Origin of the sequence: Chlamydia psittaci 6BC (assembly GCF_000204255.1) — a bacterium.
In the GTDB taxonomy this organism is placed as follows: Bacteria; Chlamydiota; Chlamydiia; order Chlamydiales; family Chlamydiaceae; genus Chlamydia; species Chlamydia psittaci.
The window spans coordinates 779,861-803,053 of the sequence record NC_017287.1 but is presented as its reverse complement, the minus strand read 5'-3'; the positions used below and the strand labels follow the sequence as shown (position 1 = coordinate 803,053).

Here is a 23,193-nt window from a genome sequence, read left to right as displayed (position 1 = left end):
GCTGCATAATTATGACAAAACATGGAAAACGTATACAAGGCATCTTAAAAAGCTATGATTTTTCAAAGTCATATTCTCTGCAAGAAGCTATAGATATTTTAAAACAATGCCCCACAGTGCGCTTTGATCAAACTGTCGATGTATCTATTAAATTAGGCATAGATCCAAAGAAAAGCGATCAACAAATTCGAGGGTCTGTTTCCTTGCCCAACGGTACAGGAAAAACTTTAAAAATTCTTGTGTTTGCTGCTGGAGAAAAAGCTAAGGAAGCTTTAGACGCTGGAGCTGATTTTGTAGGTAGTGACGATCTCGTTGAAAAAATTAAAGGCGGCTGGGTTGACTTTGATGTCGCAGTGGCTACTCCAGATATGATGCGTGAAGTTGGGAAGTTGGGAAAGGTTCTAGGACCAAGAAACCTTATGCCTACACCTAAGGCTGGAACAGTAACCACTGACGTTACTAAAACTATTGCCGAGTTGCGTAAAGGGAAAATTGAATTTAAAGCAGACCGCGCTGGGGTATGTAATGCTGGTGTAGGTAAGCTGTCATTTGATGGACACCTTCTTAAGGAAAACATCGAAGCTCTATGCTCTGCTTTAATTAAAGCTAAGCCGCCTGCAGCGAAGGGGCAATATCTGGTATCATTTACAGTTTCCTCTACTATGGGGCCTGGTATTTCTGTCGATACTAGAGAGTTAATGGCGTCTTAATTCAAGAGGGAAAATGAAAGAAGAAAAGAAATTACTCCTTCAAGAGATAGAAGAGAAGATCTCCGCATCCCAAGGTTTTATTTTATTGAGATATCTTGGATTTACGGCAGCACACTCTAGAGAGTTTCGTAATTCACTCTCCGGAGTTTCTGCAGAATTTGAAGTATTAAAAAAGAGAATTTTTTTCAAAGCTATACAAAGCGCTGGTTTTGATATAGATTCTTCGGATACAAGCGGACACCTAGGTGTAGTCTTTGCTTATGATGATGCTGTTTCTGCAGCAAAACAAGTATTAGATTTTAATAAACAACATAACGATTCACTAGTTTTTCTTGCCGGACGAATTGATAGCGCTAACTTGTCAGGTAAAGAAGTAGAGGCTGTTGCCAAATTGCCTTCAATGAAAGAACTGAGACAGCAAATTGTTGGACTATTAGCTGCTCCGATGTCTCAGGTCGTTGGAATCATGGGCTCAGCTCTTTCTGGTGTTATTTCCTGCATCGACCAGAAAACGCAAAAAAACTAAGAAGAATGTTAAAACTCTCAAATTAAGTAAGGGTGACAAAAGTGACGACACAAAGTTTGGAAACTTTAGTAGAGACATTAAGCAGTTTAACAGTATTAGAACTGTCCGCTTTAAAAAAATTATTAGAAGAAAAATGGGATGTCACTGCCGCTGCTCCTGTGATGGCAGTTGCTGCTGGTGCTGGTGCTGCTGGTGCTGAAGCTGCTCCTGCTGAGTCTACAGAATTTGCAGTGACTTTAGAGGAAGTTCCTGCAGATAAAAAAATAGGCGTTTTAAAAGTAGTACGAGAAGTTACAGGATTAGCTTTAAAAGAAGCTAAAGAAATGACAGAAGGCTTGCCTAAAGTTGTTAAAGAAAAGACTTCTAAGTCTGATGCTGAGGATACAGTTAAGAAATTACAAGAAGCTGGAGCAAAAGCTTCCTTTAAAGGCTTGTAATTTATAGGAAAGAAAAATCTTACAGATTTTTCTTTTCTTTTTTTATCATGTATACAATTGTAGTACTCCCTTAATACGGCATACGTAGGCTTGTTTAAGGGAAGTCTTTTGGCATCACAATAGTCTTAGGAGAGCTCGCATGTTCAAATGCCCGGAGCGGGTTAGCGTCAAAAAAAAGGAAGATATCTTAGATCTTCCAAATCTTATTGAAATTCAAATTAAGTCATATAAGCAATTTCTTCAGATTGGTAAGCTTGCAGAAGAGCGCGATAATATCGGCTTAGAAGAGGTTTTCAGAGAGATTTTTCCAATTAAATCTTATAACGAAGCTACCATTTTAGAGTATCTATCTTATAACTTAGGTGTGCCGAAATATTCTCCCGACGAGTGTATCCGTCGCGGGATCACCTATAGTGTTACTTTAAAAGTTCGCTTCCGTTTGACTGATGAAACAGGAATTAAGGAAGAAGAAGTCTATATGGGCACTATACCCATTATGACAGATAAAGGAACCTTTATTATTAACGGGGCTGAAAGGGTTGTTGTTTCTCAAGTACACCGTTCTCCAGGGATTAATTTCGAACAGGAAAAACATTCTAAAGGAAATATTTTGTTTTCTTTCAGAATTATTCCTTATCGAGGTAGTTGGCTAGAGGCTATTTTTGATATAAATGATTTAATTTATATCCATATTGATAGAAAGAAACGTCGCCGCAAGATTTTAGCTATAACGTTTATCCGTGCCCTAGGGTATTCATCTGACGCTGATATTATTGAAGAGTTTTTCCAAATAGAAGAACATTCTTTAAAAAGTGAAAAAGATTTTTCTTTCTTAGTTGGTAAAATCTTAGCTGATAATGTTTTAGATGAAGCTTCTTCTTTGGTTTACGGAAAGGCTGGAGAAAAACTTAGCACAGCTATGTTAAAACGTATGCTCGATGCTAATATCTCGACTTTAAAAATAGCTGTAGAGGCTGATGAAAATCACCCTATCATCAAAATGTTGGCCAAAGATCCAACAGACTCTTATGAAGCTGCTTTAAAGGATTTCTATAGAAGATTGCGCCCCGGTGAGCCTACGACCTTGGCAAATGCTCGTTCTACAATTATGCGTCTGTTCTTTGATCCTAAACGCTATAACTTAGGAAGAGTAGGTCGTTATAAATTAAATAGAAAACTTGGGTTCCCCATGGATGAAGAGTCCTTAGCACAAGTGACCTTAAGAAAAGAAGATGTTATTGGTGCTCTGAAGTATCTTATCCGTTTAAAAATGGGTGATGAAAAAGCTTCGATTGATGATATCGACCATTTAGCTAACCGTCGTGTACGCTCTGTAGGAGAACTTATCCAAAACCAATGCCGCTCCGGATTGGCTAGAATGGAAAAAATTATCCGAGAGAGAATGAATTTATTTGATTTCTCTTCTGATACATTGATTCCAGGAAAAATTATCTCTGCAAAAGGTCTCGCAAGCGTTCTAAAGGACTTTTTCGGTCGTTCTCAGCTTTCTCAATTCATGGATCAAACGAACCCTGTGGCCGAATTAACACATAAGCGGCGTTTGTCAGCTTTGGGGCCTGGAGGTTTGAATAGAGAAAGAGCTGGATTTGAAGTTCGTGACGTGCATGCGAGCCATTACGGACGTATATGTCCAATTGAGACTCCAGAAGGACCAAACATTGGTTTGATTACTTCTCTATCTTCCTTTGCAAAAATTAACGAATTCGGATTCATTGAAACTCCTTATCGTATCGTTAGAGGTGGGGTAGTTACTGATGAAATCGAATACATGACTGCTGATGTCGAAGAAGAATGTGTGATTGCTCAGGCTTCAGCGAATTTAGATGAATATAATATGTTTGTCGATCCTGTATGCTGGGCAAGATATCGTGGAGAGGCTTTTGAAGCAGACACAAGTACCGTTACGCATATGGACGTTTCTCCAAAGCAATTGGTATCGATTGTTACAGGTTTAATTCCATTTTTAGAGCATGACGATGCTAACCGTGCTCTTATGGGATCAAACATGCAACGTCAAGCTGTTCCTTTATTGAAAACTGAAGCTCCTATTGTTGGAACAGGTTTAGAAGCACGTGCTGCTAAAGATTCCGGTGCTATTGTTGTTGCTGAAGAAGACGGAGTCGTAGAATATGTTGACGGTTATAAAGTAGTTATTGCAGCTAAACATAACCCAACACTTAAACGCACTTACGATCTTAAAAAGTTCTTAAGATCAAACTCTGGTACCTGCATTAATCAACGGCCTTTATGTAGTGTGGGAGATGTTGTAGTCAAAGGTGATGTTATAGCTGATGGTCCTGCTACAGATAAGGGAGAACTTGCTTTAGGAAAGAACATCTTGGTTGCCTTCATGCCTTGGTATGGATATAACTTCGAAGATGCGATTATCATTTCTGAAAAGTTGATTAAGCAAGACGCTTATACCTCAATTTATATTGAAGAGTTTGAATTAACAGCTAGAGACACAAAATTAGGAAAAGAAGAGATTACTCGTGACATTCCTAACGTTTCTGAAGAAGTCTTGGCTAACTTAGGTGAAGATGGAATTATTCGTATTGGAGCTGAAGTAAAGCCTGGCGACATTCTTGTTGGTAAAATTACTCCGAAATCAGAAACAGAATTAGCTCCTGAAGAACGTTTATTACGAGCAATCTTCGGAGAGAAAGCTGCTGATGTTAAAGACGCTTCTTTGACTGTACCTCCAGGAACAGAGGGAGTTGTCATGGACGTGAAAGTCTTCAGTAGAAAAGATAGACTTTCTAAGAGTGATGACGAGCTTGTAGAAGAAGCTGTTCATTTGAAAGACCTACAGAAAGGTTACAAGAATCAGATTTCAGTATTAAAAACAGAGTATCGTGAAAAATTAGGAGCTCTATTGTTAAATGAAAAAGCTCCAGCTTCGATTATACATCGTCGTACTGCCGATATTCTGGTTCAAGAAGGTACTGTATTTGATCAAGAGACAATCGAATTGCTTGAGCAAGAGTCTTTGGTCGATCTCCTTATGCCTCCTTGCGATATGTATGATGTTTTAAAATCACTACTTTCTGATTACGAGACATCCTTGCAACGTTTGGAAGTCAATTATAAAACAGAAGTTGAACATATTCGTGAAGGTGATGCTGATCTTGATCACGGTGTGATCCGCCAGGTTAAAGTATATGTTGCTTCAAAAAGAAAGCTGCAGGTTGGAGATAAAATGGCTGGACGTCACGGAAACAAAGGAGTTGTTTCTAAGATTGTTCCTGAAGCTGATATGCCATACCTTGCTAACGGCGAAACTGTACAGATGATCTTAAACCCCCTTGGTGTGCCTTCTAGGATGAACTTAGGTCAGGTATTGGAAACTCATCTTGGTTACGCTGCAAAAACTGCCGGTATTCATGTAAAAACTCCAGTATTTGAAGGTTTCCCAGAATCTCGTATCTGGGACATGATGATAGAACAAGGTTTGCCTGCAGATGGTAAGTCTTACTTGTATGATGGAAAGACTGGAGAGAGATTCGACAATACTGTGGTAATCGGATACATTTACATGTTGAAGCTAAGCCACTTAATTGCAGATAAAATTCACGCCAGATCCATTGGTCCTTACTCCTTGGTCACTCAGCAACCTCTCGGAGGTAAAGCTCAAATGGGAGGTCAAAGATTCGGAGAGATGGAAGTTTGGGCTTTAGAAGCTTATGGGGTAGCTCATATGCTCCAAGAGATTCTTACAGTTAAATCGGATGACGTTACTGGTCGAACAAGGATTTATGAATCCATTGTTAAAGGAGAAAACCTCCTGAAGTCAGGAACGCCAGAGTCGTTTAATGTTTTAATTAAGGAAATGCAAGGTCTAGGACTTGATGTTCGTCCTATGGTAGTAGATGCTTAAAAAATCACTTATTGGAGAAAAACAATAATGTTTGGAGAAGGTTCTCGAGACAATGTCTCTCTATCTAAAGAGGGGCTATTTGATAAATTAGAAATTGGAATTGCCTCAGATATTACTATTCGCGATAAGTGGTCTTGTGGGGAAATCAAGAAGCCTGAAACAATCAATTACCGTACGTTTAAACCTGAAAAAGGTGGACTATTTTGCGAAAAGATTTTTGGTCCCACAAAGGATTGGGAATGCTGTTGTGGTAAATACAAGAAGATTAAGCATAAAGGTATTGTTTGTGATCGCTGCGGAGTAGAGGTTACTCTTTCTAAGGTTCGTCGTGAACGTATGGCTCATATTGAGCTGGCTGTGCCTATCGTACATATATGGTTTTTTAAGACTACACCATCAAGAATAGGTAACGTCTTAGGAATGACCGCTTCTGATCTTGAAAGGATTATTTATTACGAAGAATATGTAGTTATCGATCCAGGTAAGACAGATTTAAATAAAAAGCAGCTTTTAAATGATGCTCAGTATCGAGAAGTCATTGAGAAGTGGGGAAAAGATTCTTTCGTAGCCAAAATGGGCGGAGAGGCTATCTATGATTTATTGAAATCAGAAGATCTTCAAAGTCTATTAAAAGAGCTTAAGGATCGTTTGCGAAAAACCAAATCTCAGCAAGCCAGAATGAAACTTGCTAAGCGATTAAAAATTATCGAAGGTTTTGTCTCTTCTTCGAATCACGCTGAGTGGATGGTTTTAAAAAGTGTTCCTGTCGTTCCACCCGATCTACGTCCTTTAGTTCCATTAGATGGTGGAAGGTTTGCAACTTCTGATTTAAATGATCTATACCGTCGTGTAATTAACCGAAATAATCGTTTAAAAGCTATTTTAAGGCTAAAAACTCCTGAAGTGATCGTACGTAATGAAAAACGTATGTTACAGGAAGCCGTGGACGCTCTATTTGATAACGGTCGTCATGGACACCCTGTCATGGGAGCAGGGAATCGTCCATTAAAATCCCTTTCTGAAATGCTAAAAGGGAAAAATGGACGCTTCCGACAAAATCTTTTAGGTAAGCGTGTTGATTATTCTGGACGTTCTGTCATTATCGTAGGTCCTGAATTGAAGTTTAATCAATGCGGTTTGCCTAAAGAAATGGCTCTTGAGTTGTTTGAACCGTTCATTATTAAAAGATTAAAAGATCAGGGTAGTGTCTATACTATTCGTTCTGCTAAGAAAATGATTCAACGTGGAGCTCCTGAAGTTTGGGATGTTCTAGAAGAAATTATTAAAGGCCATCCAGTATTGCTTAACCGAGCCCCCACACTCCACCGTTTAGGGATACAGGCGTTTGAACCTGTATTAATCGAAGGTAAAGCGATTCGTGTGCATCCCCTAGTCTGTGCAGCATTTAACGCGGACTTCGATGGAGACCAAATGGCTGTTCACGTGCCGCTGTCTATAGAAGCACAATTAGAAGCCAAAGTTTTGATGATGGCTCCTGATAACATCTTCTTGCCGTCTTCTGGAAAGCCTGTCGCTACACCTTCTAAGGATATGACCTTAGGTATTTACTATCTGATGGCAGACCCGACATATTGCCCGGAAGAGCATGGAGGAAAAGTCAAAATCTTTAGGGATGTTACGGAAGTCTTGCGAGCATTGTATTCTGGCGGATTCCTAGATGAGCATACAAATGGTCGTCGCGATGAAACAGGCCGTGGTATTCATATTCACGAGAAAATTAAAGTACGCATCGATGGTCAGGTTATTGAAACTACTCCAGGAAGAGTTCTGTTTAATAGAATTGTTCCTAAAGAGTTAGGGTTCCAAAACTATAGCATGCCAAGTAAGCGTATCAGTGAATTGATTTTACAATGCTATAAAAAAGTAGGGCTTGAGGCTACTGTACGCTTCTTAGATGATCTTAAAGATTTAGGATTTATCCAAGCGACGAAAGCTGCGATCTCTATGGGATTGAAAGATGTAAAAATTCCTGAGATTAAAAGTGAAATTCTTAAAGAAGCTTATGACAAGGTTGCCATTGTTAAGAAACAATATGATGATGGTATTATCACCGATGGTGAACGTCATTCTAAAACTATTAGTATTTGGACAGAGGTTTCAGAACTCTTGTCAGACGCTCTTTATGTTGAAATTAGTAAGCAAACTAAAAGTAAACACAACCCTCTGTTCTTGATGATAGATTCAGGAGCTCGAGGTAATAAGTCTCAGTTGAAGCAGTTAGGAGCTCTACGAGGTTTAATGGCTAAGCCAAACGGTGCGATTATCGAATCTCCGATTACCTCGAACTTCCGCGAAGGATTAACCGTTCTTGAGTATTCCATTTCTTCTCACGGTGCTAGAAAAGGTTTAGCTGATACTGCATTGAAGACAGCTGACTCTGGATATTTAACTCGAAGACTTGTTGACGTAGCTCAAGATGTCATCATTACGGAAAAAGATTGCGGAACATTGAATCATATCGAAATTACTGCAATTCGACAGGGTTCAGAAGAGCTTCTACCTTTAAAAGATCGTATTTATGGTCGTACGGTATCAGAAGATATCTATCAACCCGGTAATAAAAGTAAGCTTCTAGCTAAGAATGGAGATGTGATTACATCTGCTCAGGCTGAACTTATTGATGATGCTGGAATTGAAAGTATTAAAATCCGCTCTACACTTACTTGTGAAAGTCGTCGTGGTGTTTGTGCTAAGTGTTATGGGTTAAACCTTGCTAATGGTCGTCTGATTGGTTTAGGAGAAGCTGTGGGTATTATAGCTGCTCAATCCATTGGTGAACCTGGAACACAGCTAACGATGAGAACGTTCCACCTTGGAGGTATCGCAGCTACATCTTCAACTCCAGAAATTGTTACAGATTGTGACGGTATCCTAGTATACATGGATCTACGTGTGGTTGTGGGTCAAGATGGAAATCACTTAGTCTTGAATAAGAAAGGTGCTATCCATGTTGTCCGTGATGAAGGACGTAGTTTAGAAGAGTACAAGAAACTTCTAAGCACCAAGTCTATAGAAAGTTTAGAGACTTATCCGGTAGAACTCGGTGTTAAGATTTTAGTAGGTGATGGGGAGAAGGTAACTGCAGGCCAAAGAATTGCTGAGGTCGAGTTACATAATATTCCAATTATCTGTGATAAGCCTGGTTTTGTAAAATACGAAGACTTAGTAGAGGGTATTTCTACAGAGAAAGTAGTTAATAAGAACACAGGTTTAGTCGAGCTTATTGTTAAACAGCATCGTGGAGAACTGCATCCTCAAATTGCTATTTATTCTGATCCCGGTTTGACGGAATTGGTTGGAACATACGCTATTCCTTCTGGAGCGATTGTTTCTGTCGAAGAAAATCAAAAAGTCGACCCTGGTATGTTATTAGCAAGATTACCTCGAGGGGCAATTAAGACTAAGGATATTACTGGAGGTCTACCTAGGGTTGCTGAATTAGTTGAAGCTCGTAAGCCTGAAGACGCTGCAGATATTGCAAAGATTGATGGTGTTGTAGACTTTAAAGGAATTCAGAAAAATAAACGTATTCTTGTTGTTCGTGACGAAATAACAGGAATGGAAGAAGAACATCTGATTCCTTTGACCAAGCACTTGATTGTTCAACGTGGAGATCATGTGATGAAGGGACAGCAGCTAACAGATGGTTTGGTTGTTCCACATGAAATCCTAGAAATTTGTGGCGTTCGCGAATTGCAAAAGTACTTAGTCAATGAGGTTCAAGAAGTTTATCGTTTACAGGGTGTAGACATCAATGATAAGCATGTAGAAATCATTGTTCGTCAAATGTTGCAGAAGGTTCGCATTACTGATCCAGGTGATACTACTTTACTCTTCGGAGAAGAAGTAAATAAAAAAGAATTCTACGAAGAGAATAAACGTACAGAAGAGGAAGGTGGAAAACCAGCACAAGCTGTTCCAGTATTATTGGGAATTACCAAAGCTTCGTTGGGTACAGAATCCTTTATTTCTGCCGCATCCTTCCAAGATACGACTCGGGTATTAACTGATGCTGCGTGTAGTAGTAAAACTGACTACCTGTTAGGATTCAAAGAGAATGTCATTATGGGGCATATGATTCCTGGAGGTACAGGGTTTGATACACACAAGCGTATTAAGCAGTACTTAGAAAAGGAACAAGAGGAACTTGTCTTTGACTTTGTAAGCGAATCTGAATGCGCTTGTTAGCTAGGCTTTAATGATCAAAAGAGGAGGTTAAGGTTAGACCTATAACCTCCTTGATAGTAATATTTTTTTTTGGTAGTCTCAGCAAAAGACGAATAGTGATAACAGGGTGTGTATGTCCAGTCAATTCGAGCAACTCAAACTCTTGAGCGTTCTTGTTTGCGACACTGGTGATCCAGAGTTAGTTAAGTCTTCAGAGTCTCAAGATGCAACGACGAATCCGTCTCTTATTCTCAAAGTTGCGCAAGAACCCAAGTATCAAGAATTGCTAACAGAAGCTATTGCTTGGGGAATTCGACAGAATGGTGATGACGTTCAAACCCTCACTTTTGTTTTAGACAAGATACAGGTAAATTTTGGTCTAGAAATTTTAAAATACATTCCGGGTAGAGTTTCTTTAGAAATAGATGCTCGTCTTTCGTTCAATACAGAAGCTATGGTACAACGAGCTATTTTCTTAAGCGAGTTGTTCGCAGCCTCTGGAGGAGATAAAAAGCGTCTTTTGGTTAAAATCCCAGGTACTTGGGAGGGTATACAAGCAGTAGAATTATTAGAGAAACAAGGTATTGCTTGTAATGTCACCCTTATTTTTAACTTAATTCAAGCTATCGCTGCTGCAAAAGCAAAAGCCACTTTAATTTCGCCATTTGTTGGGCGTATTTATGATTGGTGGATAGCTGCTTACGGAGATGATGGGTACTCTATAGATGCGGATCCTGGTGTGGCTTCTGTATCGAATATCTATACATATTATAAGAAGTTTGATATCACTACACAAATTATGGCTGCTTCTTTCCGTTCTAAAGAGCAAGTATTAGCCTTGGCCGGATGTGATTTATTAACAGTTTCTCCTAAATTGTTAGACGAACTAAAGAAGGATCAGTCTCCGGTTGCAAGAAAGTTAGATCCAGCGGAAGCTAAGAAACTCGATGTTCAGCCTGTTGAATTAACAGAAAGCATATTCCGTTTCTTAATGAATGAAGATGCTATGGCTACTGAGAAACTCGCTGAGGGAATCCGTATATTCTCTGGTGATACCCAGATTCTTGAAGCCGCTGTTACAGAATTTATTAAGCAAATAGCCGCACAAGATGTGTAAGAAAAACTGCCTTAAAGTTTCAACAATACTGTAAGGCAAATTAAAGAAGATAAGATGAACCATAACTCGTTACTTGTTTTTTCCTGTCCCTGCTGTTGCGAAGGAGAAGTTTCTTTTTCGGTATTTAGCTTGGAGGAAGTCTTAGCCTGTAGTTGTTGTTCTTCTACATATACTTTCGACCCAGCAATGCGTAACTCTATTCGTCAATTTGCTGCGTTATGTCTAAGGATTTACGAGGCCTCTCCTATACTAGGAAATGCTGCGGTTTCTGTATCCGTCAAAGATCATGCTGTGGAAATACCCTTCCAGCTACTCTTTTCTAGATTCCCCGTGGTGTTTAATTTAACTCTTGAAGGGAAACAGATCGCTATTCGTTTTATTTTTGATGCTCTTAAAAGGGAAGTTTTACATAAAGAAAAAGCATCTTTAGTCTAAGTAGTTTTGGAACTTTATTCTATTTCTTCTTGTAAGGCTTTAAGAGCCTCTCTAAGGATAGTATCCCCAGAAGTAGCTTCTTTTTCTGAAAGCTTAAAGGAAGACACCGTCTTTAAGAAAATCAAAGATACATTAGGATAGTCATCTAAGGTAGCGGTGCTTGTAAAAATATAGGCCTTGTGGTTGATGACAGCAACGCCTTGAAGGCAGAAAACCCTGCCCCACGAAGAATTCTTTTCTGTTTTGATAATTGTGAATTCTCCATGAAGAGATTGAATATGAGTGAATACAGAAGATTCTAGTGTCATGTCATTGGCTTTGTGATAAGCAAGTATCTCTTCAATGTATTCAGGTTGATTCTTAGATATAATTTCTTGAGAAATGTTGATCGTGGGTGTTAACGAACCTGTCCCTTGGCCAATAAATACGACATCAAGTTTTTCAGGCAGTTGTGTTTTATCATTTATGCACTGCCAGTTATTCGGGATGCGAATAGTATACTCATCTGTAGAGTAGGTAACCCAAGAAATTGATGATTTTTCTTTCGTTTGTTGTGTTGTTCTTCGACTTTTATGCGCTCTTTTTGCAACGTAGTGAGAAGCTGTTGCATTAGAAATACTAGATTGTGATTTTTTCAACGCTCTTCGTTGAGAAACGCTCGAGGGACGTCTCTGGGCAGGTTTTGCTGTACTTTGTGTTTGAGGATTTGCGCTTATTGTAAGAGACAAACTAGTAAACAGAAAAGAAACAAGAGCGTGAAGTTTCATGGAAATCTTTTATTTAATTTTATTTAAATGATCAAATGCTATAATCTGTTGGGTTAGTTGGATTATAATTGAATTTTTTTTTAAGATAAACTCTGTTTTCTTAACGGTAGCAATGATATGGCAGATCTCGGTGCAGAAGATAAGTTAAAGCAAATCTGCGATGCTCTACGAATAGAAACTTTAAAGCCTGCGGAAGATGAAGCAGACGCTATTGTGCGTAATGCAAAGGAACAGGCAAAAAGGATAATAGACGAGGCTCAAGAAGAAGCCAGTCGCATTATTGCTTCGGCTAAAGAAGAAGCCGATCACAAACTAAAACAAGGAGAATCTGCTTTAGCACAAGCAGGTAAGCGTTCCTTAGAAAGTTTAAAACAAGCTGTAGAAAATAAAGTTTTTAAAGAGTCCTTAGCGGAGTGGCTAGACAATACTTTAGCTGATCCCGAGGTTTCCGCTAAACTTGTTGCAGCGTTGATACAGGCGATAGAAGACAAAGGCATTTCCGGGGATCTTACAGCCTATATCGGTAAACACGTGGCAACAAGATCCGTTAATGAATTCCTAGGGAAAACCGTTCTGGCGAAACTTAAAGGTAAAGGAGTAGCAATCGGGAAGTTTGTCGGTGGTGTTCAATTAAGAGTGGAAGATAAGAACTGGGTTTTAGATCTTAGTTCAGATACCTTACTTGATCTTTTGATGCGTTATTTGCAAAAAGATTTTCGTGAAATGATATTTCAGGGTTCCTAGTTTTTTCTCATAAATAGGATCCTAACCAATTTTAGAGTTATTGCCATGACTCAATATTATTTTTTATCATCGTTTTTTCTTCCTCAGCTTCCTGAGTCTCACCCTGTTTATTCTTTTGATGATCTTGATGCTCTTCTACATTTAAACTTGTCTGAAGAAGATCTAGGGTATTATGTTATCTTAAAACGTTTCTTCGATTTTGAAAATTTTGCATTTTTCTGGTCAGGGAAGCCATTGCCTCATTCTTATGGTGTAGTAACACAAGAGAATGTTGAAAGTATGGTCAATCTCCAACAATGGTCTGATGATTGTGAATTTGAGGATTTTTTCAAGGATTTCTTGTTGCAATATAAGACTTCTCAAGAACGTGTGGAGAACTTTTCCTCGTTAGTTAGGGAATTTCTATCTTTTTATCAACAAAGCTCTTCTGAGTTTCTTCGTACGTATTTTACTTTTAAGCAAAACTTACGTGTGATTTTAGCAGGCTTTCGTTCTCGGGTTATGAAGCTTGATGTTTCTTATGTATTAAGAGATGAAGATAGTTCTAATCCTGTCGTGCTTCAAGTGTTGATGCAAAAAGATGCACCTAATTATGAATTACCCGAAGAATTCTCAGATTTGAGTGATGTGCTACAAGACTATGGACGTTTACCTCATACATTGAATCGTACATTATCTTTGTACGAATTTCATAAGATTGAAGAGATGTACCGAGACAAATATTTTGATGCAAATGCAGTTTTGGCAAGGGTTACTGCGTATTTATTTGCTATTCGCAATAGCATGGTAGATTTAGAGAAAGGCAAAAACATTATTAATTCTATGGAAAAGGCAATCACATGGTAACAACTTCGGGACAAACGACTCAGGGATATGTTATAGAGGCCTATGGCAATTTATTGCGTGTACGTTTTGATGGGCACGTACGCCAAGGTGAAGTTGCTTACGTTAATGTTAATGATGCGTGGCTAAAAGCTGAAGTTATTGAGGTTGTCGGTCAAGAGGTTAAGATCCAAGTCTTTGAAGACACGCAAGATGTTTGTCGAGGAGCTTTGGTCACTTTCTCTGGACACTTACTAGAAGCAGAATTAGGGCCAGGATTATTACAAGGGATTTTTGACGGATTGCAAAATCGTCTGCAGGTATTGGCAGAGAGTAGCTTTTTCTTAAAAAGAGGAGAATATGTCAATGCTCTTTGTAAGAACACATTGTGGGCATACACTCCCAAAGCTGTTGTTGGAGATGTTCTTGTTCGTGGAGATGCTCTAGGGTTTGTTAAAGAAGGGTACTTTGATCATAAAATTATGGTACCGTTTTCTTGTTTCAAAGAGGTAACGATTACCTGGGTAATCTCAGAAGGTGAATATAGTGTTGACACCGTAGTTGCTAAAGCTCGAGATGCTGATGGCCAAGAATATAGTTTTACTATGGTTCAGAAATGGCCGATTAAGCAAGCCTTTATTCAAGGAGATAAAGTTCCTTGCCATGAAATTATGGACGTGGGTGTTAGGATTTTAGATACCCAAATTCCTGTATTGAAAGGGGGAACATTCTGTACTCCTGGTCCTTTCGGGGCAGGGAAAACTGTTCTGCAGCACCATTTATCTAAATATGCTGCTGTGGATATTGTTATTCTCTGTGCTTGTGGAGAGCGTGCTGGTGAGGTAGTCGAGGTATTACAAGAGTTTCCTCATCTTACAGATCCACATACTGGAAAATCTTTAATGCATAGGACATGCATTATTTGTAATACATCCTCAATGCCTGTGGCTGCTAGGGAATCCTCTATCTATTTAGGTATTACTATAGCTGAATATTATAGGCAAATGGGTCTGCACGTACTTCTACTAGCAGATTCAACATCACGATGGGCTCAAGCTTTAAGAGAAATTTCCGGAAGATTAGAAGAAATTCCTGGGGAAGAGGCTTTCCCAGCTTACCTGGCATCGAGAATAGCCGCGTTTTACGAACGCGGTGGTGCTGTACGTATGAAAGATGGTTCCGAAGGTTCTCTAACGATATGTGGAGCTGTATCTCCTGCGGGAGGAAATTTTGAAGAACCTGTAACTCAGGCTACTTTATCAGTAGTGGGTGCCTTTTGTGGTCTTTCTAAGGCTCGTGCTGATGCGAGACGTTATCCTTCAATTGACCCTATGATCTCATGGTCAAAATACTTAGATCAAGTTGGAGAGATACTAGAAGATAAGGTCCAAGGGTGGGGAGAAGCAGTAAAAAAAGCTAATTACTTCCTTCGTGAAGGATCCGAAATTGGCAAACGCATGGAAGTGGTTGGGGAAGAAGGAATCCCCATGGAAGATATGGAAATTTACTTAAAATCTGAGTTATATGATTTCTGCTATCTTCAACAAAATGCTTTTGATCCCGTGGATTGTTATTGTCCTTTTGATCGGCAAATTGAGTTATTTTCATTAATGAGTCGTATTTTTGATGCGAGATTTAATTTCGATAGCCCCGACAATGCGAGAAGTTTTTTCCTTGAATTGCAAAGTAAAATCAAAACCTTAAATGGACAGAAGTTTCTTTCTGATGAGTATAAGGAAGGGATGGAAGTCATTCTTAGGTTGTTAGAGACGAAGATGGTACAAACAGCGTAAGAGGTTATGCAGACAATATATACAAAAATTACCGATATCAAAGGAAACTTGATAACCGTAGAAGCTGAGGGAGCACGTTTAGGCGAATTAGCAGAAATAGAGAGAGTAGATGGAAGGTCTTCGTATGCCTCGGTTTTGCGTTTCGATGCTAAGAAAGTGACTCTACAAGTCTTTGGAGGGACTTCTGGGCTGTCAACAGGAGACCGAGTGGTGTTTTTAGGACGCTCTATGGAGGTGACTTACGGAGACTCTTTAATAGGTAGGCGTTTGAACGGGGTAGGTAAACCTATTGACGGTGAGGGAGAATGTTTTGGTGATCCGATTGAAATATCAACGCCTACATTCAATCCTGTTTGCCGTGTTGTTCCTAGGGATATGGTGCGCACCAATATTCCTATGATTGATGTATTCAATTGCTTAGTGAAATCACAAAAAATTCCTATTTTCTCGTCTTCAGGTGAGAATCACAACGCCTTATTGATGCGTATAGCAGCACAAACAGATGCGGATATCGTAATTATTGGAGGCATGGGATTAACCTTTGTTGATTATAGCTTTTTTGTTGAGGAGTCTAAAAGGTTAGGTTTTGCTGATAAAAGTGTAATGTTTATTCATAAGGCTGTAGATGCTCCTGTAGAGTGTGTATTGATTCCTGATATGGCCTTAGCATGTGCTGAAAAATTTGCCGTAGATCAAAATAAAAATGTTTTAGTCTTACTTACAGATATGACGGCATTTGCAGATGCTTTAAAAGAAATTGCTATTACCATGGACCAAATTCCTGCAAACCGCGGGTATCCTGGATCTTTGTATTCTGATCTTGCTTTACGCTATGAAAAGGCTGTGGACATAGCCCAGGGTGGATCGATTACCTTAATTAGTGTAACTACGATGCCCGGTGATGATATTACGCATCCTGTTCCTGATAATACAGGATTCATTACGGAAGGGCAATTTTACCTGAAAAATAATCGTATTGATCCTTTCGGTTCCTTATCTCGTTTGAAACAATTGGTTATTGGTAAGGTGACCAGAGAAGATCACGGAGATCTAGCAAATTCATTAATACGGCTTTATGCTGATTCTAGAAAAGCTAATGAAAGAATGTCCATGGGCTTTAAGTTATCCAATTGGGATAAAAAGTTATTGGCATTTGCGGAGCTTTTTGAAACACGATTGATGAGTTTAGAAGTAAATATTCCTTTAGAAGAAGCTTTGGATATTGGGTGGAAAATTCTTGCTCAAAGTTTCCATTCCGAAGAAGTAGGAATAAAGGAACAGTTGATCAATAAGTATTGGCCCAAGTCATGTCTTCACAGGTAAAGTTAACAAAGAACGCCTATCGTTTAGAAAAGGTAAAACTTTCTCGTCTGGAAACATATTTACCAACGTTAAAATTAAAGAAAGCCTTGTTACAAGTAGAAGTAACCAATGCTATTCGAGAGGCCAGTGAAAGTATACGCGCATATGAAGAATCTAGAGAAAGCATATACGCCTTTGCTGAGCTCTATAGTGTTCCTCTCTATGTTGACGCTATAGTAAATAGCTTTAAGATCGAAAAAGTAGCAAAAGAATATGAAAACATCGCAGGCGTCGAAGTTCCTGTAATAAAGAATATCGTTCTAACGGAATCTTCTTATTCTGTTTTAGATACCCCGATCTGGGTAGACACTCTTGTCGCTTACACCAGAGAGTTTGTAGTTAATAAAGTACGCTCTGAAGTGGCTGTAGAAAAGCAAAGAATTTTAGAAGACGAGTTAAGAAATGTCTCTATTCGTGTAAATCTTTTTGAGAAAAAGCTGATTCCAGAGACAACACGTATGATTAAGAAAATAGCAATTTTCTTGAGTGATCGTAGTATTACAGATGTTGGCCAAGTAAAGATGGCTAAGAAAAAGATACAGCAGCGTAAGGAGGAATCCGAATGCGCGTAAATGTAGATAAGTATCTTTTTATTGGAAGAAATAGCTCAGAATTTCTTACTGCTTGCAGGGAACTCGGAGTTGTCGAGTTTATTTCCGATAAGAGATTCGTTACTTCAGAAAAAATGCGGCGTTTTTCTGAGTGTCTGAAAATTCTAAATAGTTTGAAAAGAGAATATCCTACATCAGATTTGTCGTTGTCAAAATCTGAAGACTTAACCGTTGAACAGATATTAGATGAGGTATTTTCTCTACACCAAGAAATCCTTACTTTCACGGAAAATACAAAAGCTTTAAGGAAAGAGATTCTTAGAGTGAAACCTCTAGGCGTATTTTCTTCTAGTGATATTGCTGAATTCACAAGGAAAACAGGATTAACCATAAGGTTTTTCTATCGCAAACATGTTGAAGGGCAAGAGCTAGAAGTTGATCAAGCGAATGTTTTCTACTTATCTACGGCGTATAATTTCGATTATTATGCTGTAATTGGTGTAGTCGGCTTATCAAAAGACCAATTTACAGAGATTGATGCTCCACACTCTGTTAATGAGTTGCAATCGCAAGAAGCTGTCCTTTTAAGGACTATTCATCATAAAAAATCAAGAATATGTGAGCTTTATGCTTATCGTCAGGATATTCTTGAAGGACTTTGCAATTATACCAATGATCAGCAACTCAAACATGCCGAAGATAGTGTTGAAGAGCTTTTCGATGGTAGGATGTTCGCTATTTCGGGGTGGGTAATCTCTGATCGTCTGACAGAATTAGAGAAACTCTGCGAAGAATTTGATGTCTGTCTATACAAGGTAGCCCCAAATCCAGATGAGATTGTTCCTACCTATTTAGAAAATCATGGTTTGGGACGCATTGGGGAAGATCTGGTGAATATTTATGATACACCAGCATCTTCGGATAAAGACCCTTCGTTATGGGTATTTGTCTCCTTCTTTTTCTTCTTCTCTATGATTGTCAATGATGGTGGTTACGGACTTGTTTTTCTAGCAACCTCGTTGTTCATAACATTTAAGGCACGTCGTGCGCTTAAAGGTTCCAAGTCATTAGCGCGTTTCCTGAAGATGTTTTCTATTTTAGGATTAGGATGTATTTGTTGGGGATTTGCTACCACTTCCTTTTTTGGCATTTCTATCAGTCCTTCAAATCCTTTGCGAGAGTACTCGCTTACGCATGTATTAGCATTGAAAAAGGCAGAATATTATTTAGAGAAGCATCCTAAGGGATATAAAGAGTTAGTTAATGAACATCCTTTATTGAAAGATAAGCAGACCCCAAAAGAGTTTCTCCTTGCTACTGAAACCGTTAATGGCGACGTAGGTAAACGTGCTGTTGTCTATGATAAGTTTACAGACAATATTCTCATGGAATTAGCTTTATTTGTCGGATTGATTCATATGGCTCTGGGCATGTTGCGTTATATACGTCAGCGCTATTCAGGGCTTGGATGGATCATTTTTATGTGCGGTGCCTATCTTTATCTTCCTTTATATTTACAGTCTGTATCTTTAATTCATTACCTATTCCGTGTCCCTTATGATTTTGGAGGGGTTCTAGGTTATTACGGCATATTTGTAGGTATAGGTCTTGCAGTCTCCGGAGCAGTGTTGCAACGTGGTATTGGTGGTATAGATGAGATTACAGCGATTATTCAGGTATTCTCAGATGTTTTATCTTATTTGCGTATATACGCATTAGGCTTGGCAGGTGCCATGGTAGGAACCACAATAGTACAGATTAGCAATCGGTTTTCGCCTGCTATAGCTTTCATTATTATTTTGTTTGGTCATTCAGTGAACATATTACTTTCTATTATGGGGGGAGTGATTCACGGTCTAAGATTAAACTTTATTGAGTGGTATCACTATAGTTTTGATGGGGGAGGCAAGCTCCTACATCCCTTAAAGAAAGTAGTATGTCATAAGGTTGTGGATTCCTAGGGATAGGTTTAGGTAATAATTCTATGGTTTGGTAGAATTCGGGACCTTTGGAAAAATGAAGTTATAAGCAAGACAATTAAAGAATTCATTCTCGGGTTTTCTTGTAGTATTATTATGAGGTATAGAGGTACATAATGATTGATTTATCGGTTGTTGGTCCTGTTTTTGCCATGGGCTTAGCAATGATAGGCAGTGCCATTGGTTGTGGTATGGCAGGGGTGGCTTCGCATGCTGTGATGTCTCGAATTGACGAGGGACATGGAAAGATTATAGGCTTGTCTGCAATGCCTTCTTCGCAATCTATCTATGGATTGATTTTTATGCTTTTGCTTAGAGATGGTATAAAAGATGGCAAAGTTGGTGCTATAGCAGGGATTGCTGTAGGGCTTTCTGTAGGGATCGCACTATTAATATCGGCTGTAATGCAGGGGAAATGTTGTGTAAGTGCTATCCAAGCTTATGCACGCTCTTCAGCTATTTATGGTAAATCTTTTGCATCTATTGGGATAGTTGAATCGTTTGCACTCTTTGCTTTTGTTTTTGCGTTACTATTGTTCTAGAAGCTTATGGGTTCTTCTATTCCCTCTGGGATCTATACTGTGTTTGTCCGGATGTTCGCAGCCGTGCCTGTCCTCGTTCACGGAATTTATAGATAATGATTACACAGCTGCAGCACATCTGGGTATAGAACAAACCTGTCTGCGTGAAACATTGGGCCAGCAGATTGTTGTTACCTGGAGTTTACCTTATCGGATGCAGTATATCCTTCCAGCGACTTTGCATCTTTGGGTTTACTATGGTGATGGGAAAATAGAAAAATTGACGTATGAAGTACGTCAGCTTTCTGGTTACCGTATTTACTGTCTAAAGGGTGAAGATTTCAAAGAGCGCCAGGGAATTGTTTCTTACAAGGTTTCTTTATCTAGTAGGGATAAGGAAATTGTCAGTAGGCGACATCATCTTTGGATGGAAGTGATTTCCATGGATGCTTCTTAGGCCGACAAATTTTAACATGACATCTAAAATATTATAATGATTTGGATAGAGAATTATGGAAGAGGATGCATTTCCTAAAGCTTATGATCCTAAAGGATTAGAAGAGAAATTATATGCTTTTTGGGAAGAGTCTAACATGTTTGTGGCACAAGCGGCGAGTGACAAGCCTCCCTATGCTATTATTATGCCGCCACCGAATGTTACCGGCATTTTGCATATGGGGCATGCCCTTGTAAATACTCTTCAAGATGTTCTTATTCGTTATAAGCGTATGTCAGGGTTTGAGGTATGTTGGGTTCCAGGTACCGATCATGCCGGTATCGCTACTCAGACAGTCGTGGAAAGGCACTTATATTCCTCCTTAGGGAAGCGTCGTGTGGATTTCTCTAGAGAAGAATTTCTCGAACATGTGTGGCAGTGGAAAGAAAAAAGTGAAGGCGTCATTCTTTCTCAATTACGTCAGTTAGGATGTTCTTGCGATTGGTCGCGCTTGCGTTTTACCATGGAACCTCTAGCCAATCGTGCTGTGAAAAAAGCATTTAAAATCCTTTTTGATAAAGGACATATTTATAGGGGGAATTATCTTGTTAACTGGGACCCTGTTTTACAGACAGCACTTGCTGATGATGAAGTAGAGTATGAGGAAAAAGACGGTTGGCTTTACTACATTCGTTATCGCGTAGTGGATAGTTCTGAAGACATTGTCGTAGCAACAACACGTCCTGAAACATTGTTAGGCGATACAGCGATTGCTATTTCTCCTGATGATGAGCGTTACAGCCATCTATTAGGAGCTAAGGTGCTTTTACCTTTTGTGGATCGCGAGATTCCTATTATTGCAGATATGTCTGTAGATCCCTCATTCGGTACTGGAGCTGTCAAGATTACACCTGCTCATGATAAAGATGATTATCGCACCGGAATTAATCATAACCTCCCTATGGTAAATATTCTTACTCCTACCGGAGAAATTAACGAGAATGGAGGGATATTTGCAGGCTTAAGTAAAGAAAAAGCTCGAGAAAGTATCATTACTGCTTTAGAGACTATGGGGTTATTTGTTAAGAAAGAACCCTATAAGCTTAGAGTGGGTGTCTCGTATCGTTCAGGTGCCGTTATCGAGCCATATTTATCAAAACAATGGTTTGTTTCTGTAGATAGCTTCCGCGACTCATTGCGAGAGTTTATATCTAGTGATGCAATAAAGATTTTCCCCCCAGAATTTACAAAAAACTATCTCTCTTGGGTGAATAACCTCCGAGATTGGTGCATTAGCCGGCAATTGTGGTGGGGACACCGTATCCCTGTATGGTATCATAAAAGCGATGCGAATCGTATGTTATGCTACGACGGTGAAGGCATTCCTGAAGAGGTAGCTAAAGATCCTGAATCTTGGGATCAAGATCCTGATGTATTAGATACTTGGTTTTCTTCTGGATTGTGGCCATTAACCTGTTTAGGTTGGCCCGATAACGAATCCGGGGATTTAGAAAAGTTTTACCCCACAGCAGTTCTTATTACCGGGCATGATATCCTATTTTTCTGGGTGACGCGCATGGTATTGCTTTGCAGCGCTATGGTTGGAGAAAAGCCTTTTAGCGATGTTTTTTTACATGGATTGATTTTTGGGAAATCGTACAAGCGTTATAACGATCTCGGAGAATGGACATACATTACCGGAGAAGAAAAATATGCTTATGACATGGGGAAAGCCCTTCCTAAAGATGTTATAGCAAAATGGGAAAAGCTTTCTAAGTCTAAAGGTAATGTTATTGATCCTTTGGAGATGATAGCTAAGTACGGTGCTGATGCCGTTCGTATGGCGTTGTGTTCATGCGCGAATCGTGGTGAGCAAATCGATCTTGACTATCGTTTATTTGAGGAATACAAGAACTTCGCGAATAAAATATGGAATGGCGCAAGATTTATCTTTGGTCATATTTCTAATTTGACAAGTGAGGATCTTGCTCGTGGTATAGATACAACTCTTTTAGGATTAGAAGATTATTATATTCTTGATGGGTTCAATCGTTTGTTAAAAGAGTTACATTCTGCGTATCAAAATTACGCATTCGATAAGATGACCACGATGGCATATGAATTCTTCAGGAATAATTTTTGTTCCACATATATAGAGATTATCAAGCCAACTTTATACGGTAAGCAGGGAAGCAAGGAAGATCGACTAACAAAACAGAAATTGTTAGCTGTTTTACTAGTCAATATTTTAGGTGTTTTACATCCTATAGCACCTTTTGTTACTGAAACACTCTTTCTAAAGTTAAAAGAAGTTATAGGAGAAGTTAAGGACGAATGTTCTGATGCTATTACAGCACATGCTTTAGCTATGTTGCGCGCAGATTCTTATGTAGTCGCTCCTTATCCTCAACCCATAAATATCGTTATTCCTGAGCATCTTCATGAATCTTTTGCTCTTGCAGAAAGGCTCGTGTACACAGTTAGGAATATTCGTGGAGAGATGCAATTAGATTCTAGGGCTTCTTTAGAAGCGTTTGTTATTTGCCCTGAAGGAACATCTATAGAGACTTATGTGCCTATGGTGTGCGCTCTTGGTGGTATATCTTCTATAGAAAATCTTACAGAAGAACCTAAAGATCGTGTATATAGCTTAGGGGTAGTTGAGGGTATTCGTCTTGGGGTATTTGTTCCCGTAGAACATATTGCTAAAGAAAAAACACGCCTAGAAAAAGAGAAAACACGTTTGGAGAATGCTATCGAAAGTGCCTCACGTTTATTGAGTAGTGAGAGTTTCCGTACGAAAGCTAATCCAGATCTTGTATGTGCTAAGGAAGAAGCTTTAAAAAATAATCGTATCGAATTACAAAGTATTCTTGATAAGCTAGCATCGTTTTCTTAGAACTAAAG

17 protein-coding genes are annotated in these 23,193 nt (G+C 39.0%); 16 read left to right on the top strand and 1 reads right to left on the bottom strand.

The genetic code is table 11. The features are described 5' to 3' along the window. Positions 1-11: 11 nt before the first annotated feature. The 7 genes from rplA (at position 12) to G5O_RS08575 (ending at position 11,311) form a co-directional block, all read left to right on the top strand. Positions 12-710, top strand: coding sequence for a 50S ribosomal protein L1 (gene rplA, locus G5O_RS08605; RefSeq protein ID WP_006343360.1), 699 nt, complete (start codon positions 12-14; stop codon positions 708-710). 13 nt (positions 711-723) lie between these two features. Continuing rightward, on the top strand, positions 724-1,236 hold the full coding sequence (gene rplJ, locus G5O_RS08600) for a 50S ribosomal protein L10 (protein ID WP_006343359.1): 513 nt from the start codon (positions 724-726) through the stop codon (positions 1,234-1,236). Positions 1,237-1,277: 41 nt separating this feature from the next. Then, positions 1,278-1,673 carry a 50S ribosomal protein L7/L12 gene (gene rplL, locus G5O_RS08595; protein WP_006343358.1) on the top strand — a complete coding sequence of 132 codons (396 nt, stop codon included), beginning with the start codon at positions 1,278-1,280 and terminating at the stop codon, positions 1,671-1,673. Between the two features lie 139 nt (positions 1,674-1,812). After that, positions 1,813-5,571, top strand: coding sequence for a DNA-directed RNA polymerase subunit beta (gene rpoB / locus G5O_RS08590; protein WP_013747387.1), 3,759 nt, complete (start codon positions 1,813-1,815; stop codon positions 5,569-5,571). Between the two features lie 27 nt (positions 5,572-5,598). Continuing rightward, entirely contained in the window at positions 5,599-9,780 is a 4,182-nt protein-coding gene (gene rpoC, locus G5O_RS08585; RefSeq protein WP_013747386.1) for a DNA-directed RNA polymerase subunit beta', read from the top strand. A gap of 112 nt (positions 9,781-9,892) precedes the next feature. Further along, positions 9,893-10,876: a transaldolase gene (tal, locus tag G5O_RS08580; RefSeq protein ID WP_013462703.1), complete on the top strand. Its 984-nt coding sequence runs from the start codon at positions 9,893-9,895 to the stop codon at positions 10,874-10,876. 54 nt (positions 10,877-10,930) lie between these two features. After that, positions 10,931-11,311, top strand: a complete 381-nt coding sequence (locus G5O_RS08575; RefSeq protein ID WP_006343354.1) for a hypothetical protein — start codon at positions 10,931-10,933, stop codon at positions 11,309-11,311. A 14-nt stretch (positions 11,312-11,325) separates the two neighbouring features. On the opposite strand, the gene G5O_RS08570 is transcribed toward G5O_RS08575, so the two are convergent. Then, the gene (locus G5O_RS08570) at positions 11,326-12,078 is read right to left on the bottom strand and encodes a hypothetical protein (protein ID WP_006343353.1); all 753 of its coding nucleotides are present in this window, start codon (positions 12,076-12,078) and stop codon (positions 11,326-11,328) included. Between the two features lie 117 nt (positions 12,079-12,195). On the opposite strand from G5O_RS08570, the gene G5O_RS08565 reads away from it, so the two are divergent. The 9 genes from G5O_RS08565 to G5O_RS08525 all read left to right on the top strand — a co-directional run bounded on the left by G5O_RS08565 (position 12,196) and on the right by G5O_RS08525 (position 23,185). Further along, positions 12,196-12,822, top strand: coding sequence for a V-type ATP synthase subunit E (locus G5O_RS08565; protein WP_006343352.1), 627 nt, complete (start codon positions 12,196-12,198; stop codon positions 12,820-12,822). Between the two features lie 45 nt (positions 12,823-12,867). After that, the gene (locus G5O_RS08560; RefSeq protein ID WP_006343351.1) at positions 12,868-13,668 is read left to right on the top strand and encodes a DUF2764 family protein; all 801 of its coding nucleotides are present in this window, start codon (positions 12,868-12,870) and stop codon (positions 13,666-13,668) included. Beyond that, positions 13,662-15,437, top strand: coding sequence for a V-type ATP synthase subunit A (locus tag G5O_RS08555; protein ID WP_006343350.1), 1,776 nt, complete (start codon positions 13,662-13,664; stop codon positions 15,435-15,437). Before G5O_RS08560 ends, G5O_RS08555 begins: the two co-directional genes overlap by 7 nt. 6 nt (positions 15,438-15,443) lie before the next feature. Next, positions 15,444-16,760 (top strand): V-type ATP synthase subunit B, encoded by a 1,317-nt coding sequence (locus G5O_RS08550; protein WP_006343349.1) that lies wholly within the window; start codon positions 15,444-15,446, stop codon positions 16,758-16,760. Continuing rightward, on the top strand, positions 16,745-17,371 hold the full coding sequence (locus G5O_RS08545; RefSeq protein ID WP_006343348.1) for a V-type ATP synthase subunit D: 627 nt from the start codon (positions 16,745-16,747) through the stop codon (positions 17,369-17,371). Before G5O_RS08550 ends, G5O_RS08545 begins: the two co-directional genes overlap by 16 nt. Beyond that, a complete protein-coding gene (locus tag G5O_RS08540) occupies positions 17,362-19,311 on the top strand; it encodes a V-type ATP synthase subunit I (RefSeq protein ID WP_006343347.1) in 1,950 nt (649 codons plus the stop codon). The genes G5O_RS08545 and G5O_RS08540 overlap by 10 nt, the downstream gene beginning before the upstream one ends. A 134-nt stretch (positions 19,312-19,445) precedes the next feature. Next, positions 19,446-19,871 (top strand): ATP synthase subunit C, encoded by a 426-nt coding sequence (locus G5O_RS08535; protein ID WP_006343346.1) that lies wholly within the window; start codon positions 19,446-19,448, stop codon positions 19,869-19,871. After that, complete coding sequence (locus tag G5O_RS08530) at positions 19,831-20,307, top strand: hypothetical protein (protein WP_013462702.1); 477 nt, start codon at positions 19,831-19,833, stop codon at positions 20,305-20,307. The genes G5O_RS08535 and G5O_RS08530 overlap by 41 nt, the downstream gene beginning before the upstream one ends. Before the next feature lie 55 nt (positions 20,308-20,362). Next, the gene (locus G5O_RS08525) at positions 20,363-23,185 is read left to right on the top strand and encodes a valine--tRNA ligase (protein ID WP_006343344.1); all 2,823 of its coding nucleotides are present in this window, start codon (positions 20,363-20,365) and stop codon (positions 23,183-23,185) included. Positions 23,186-23,193: the final 8 nt, after the last annotated feature.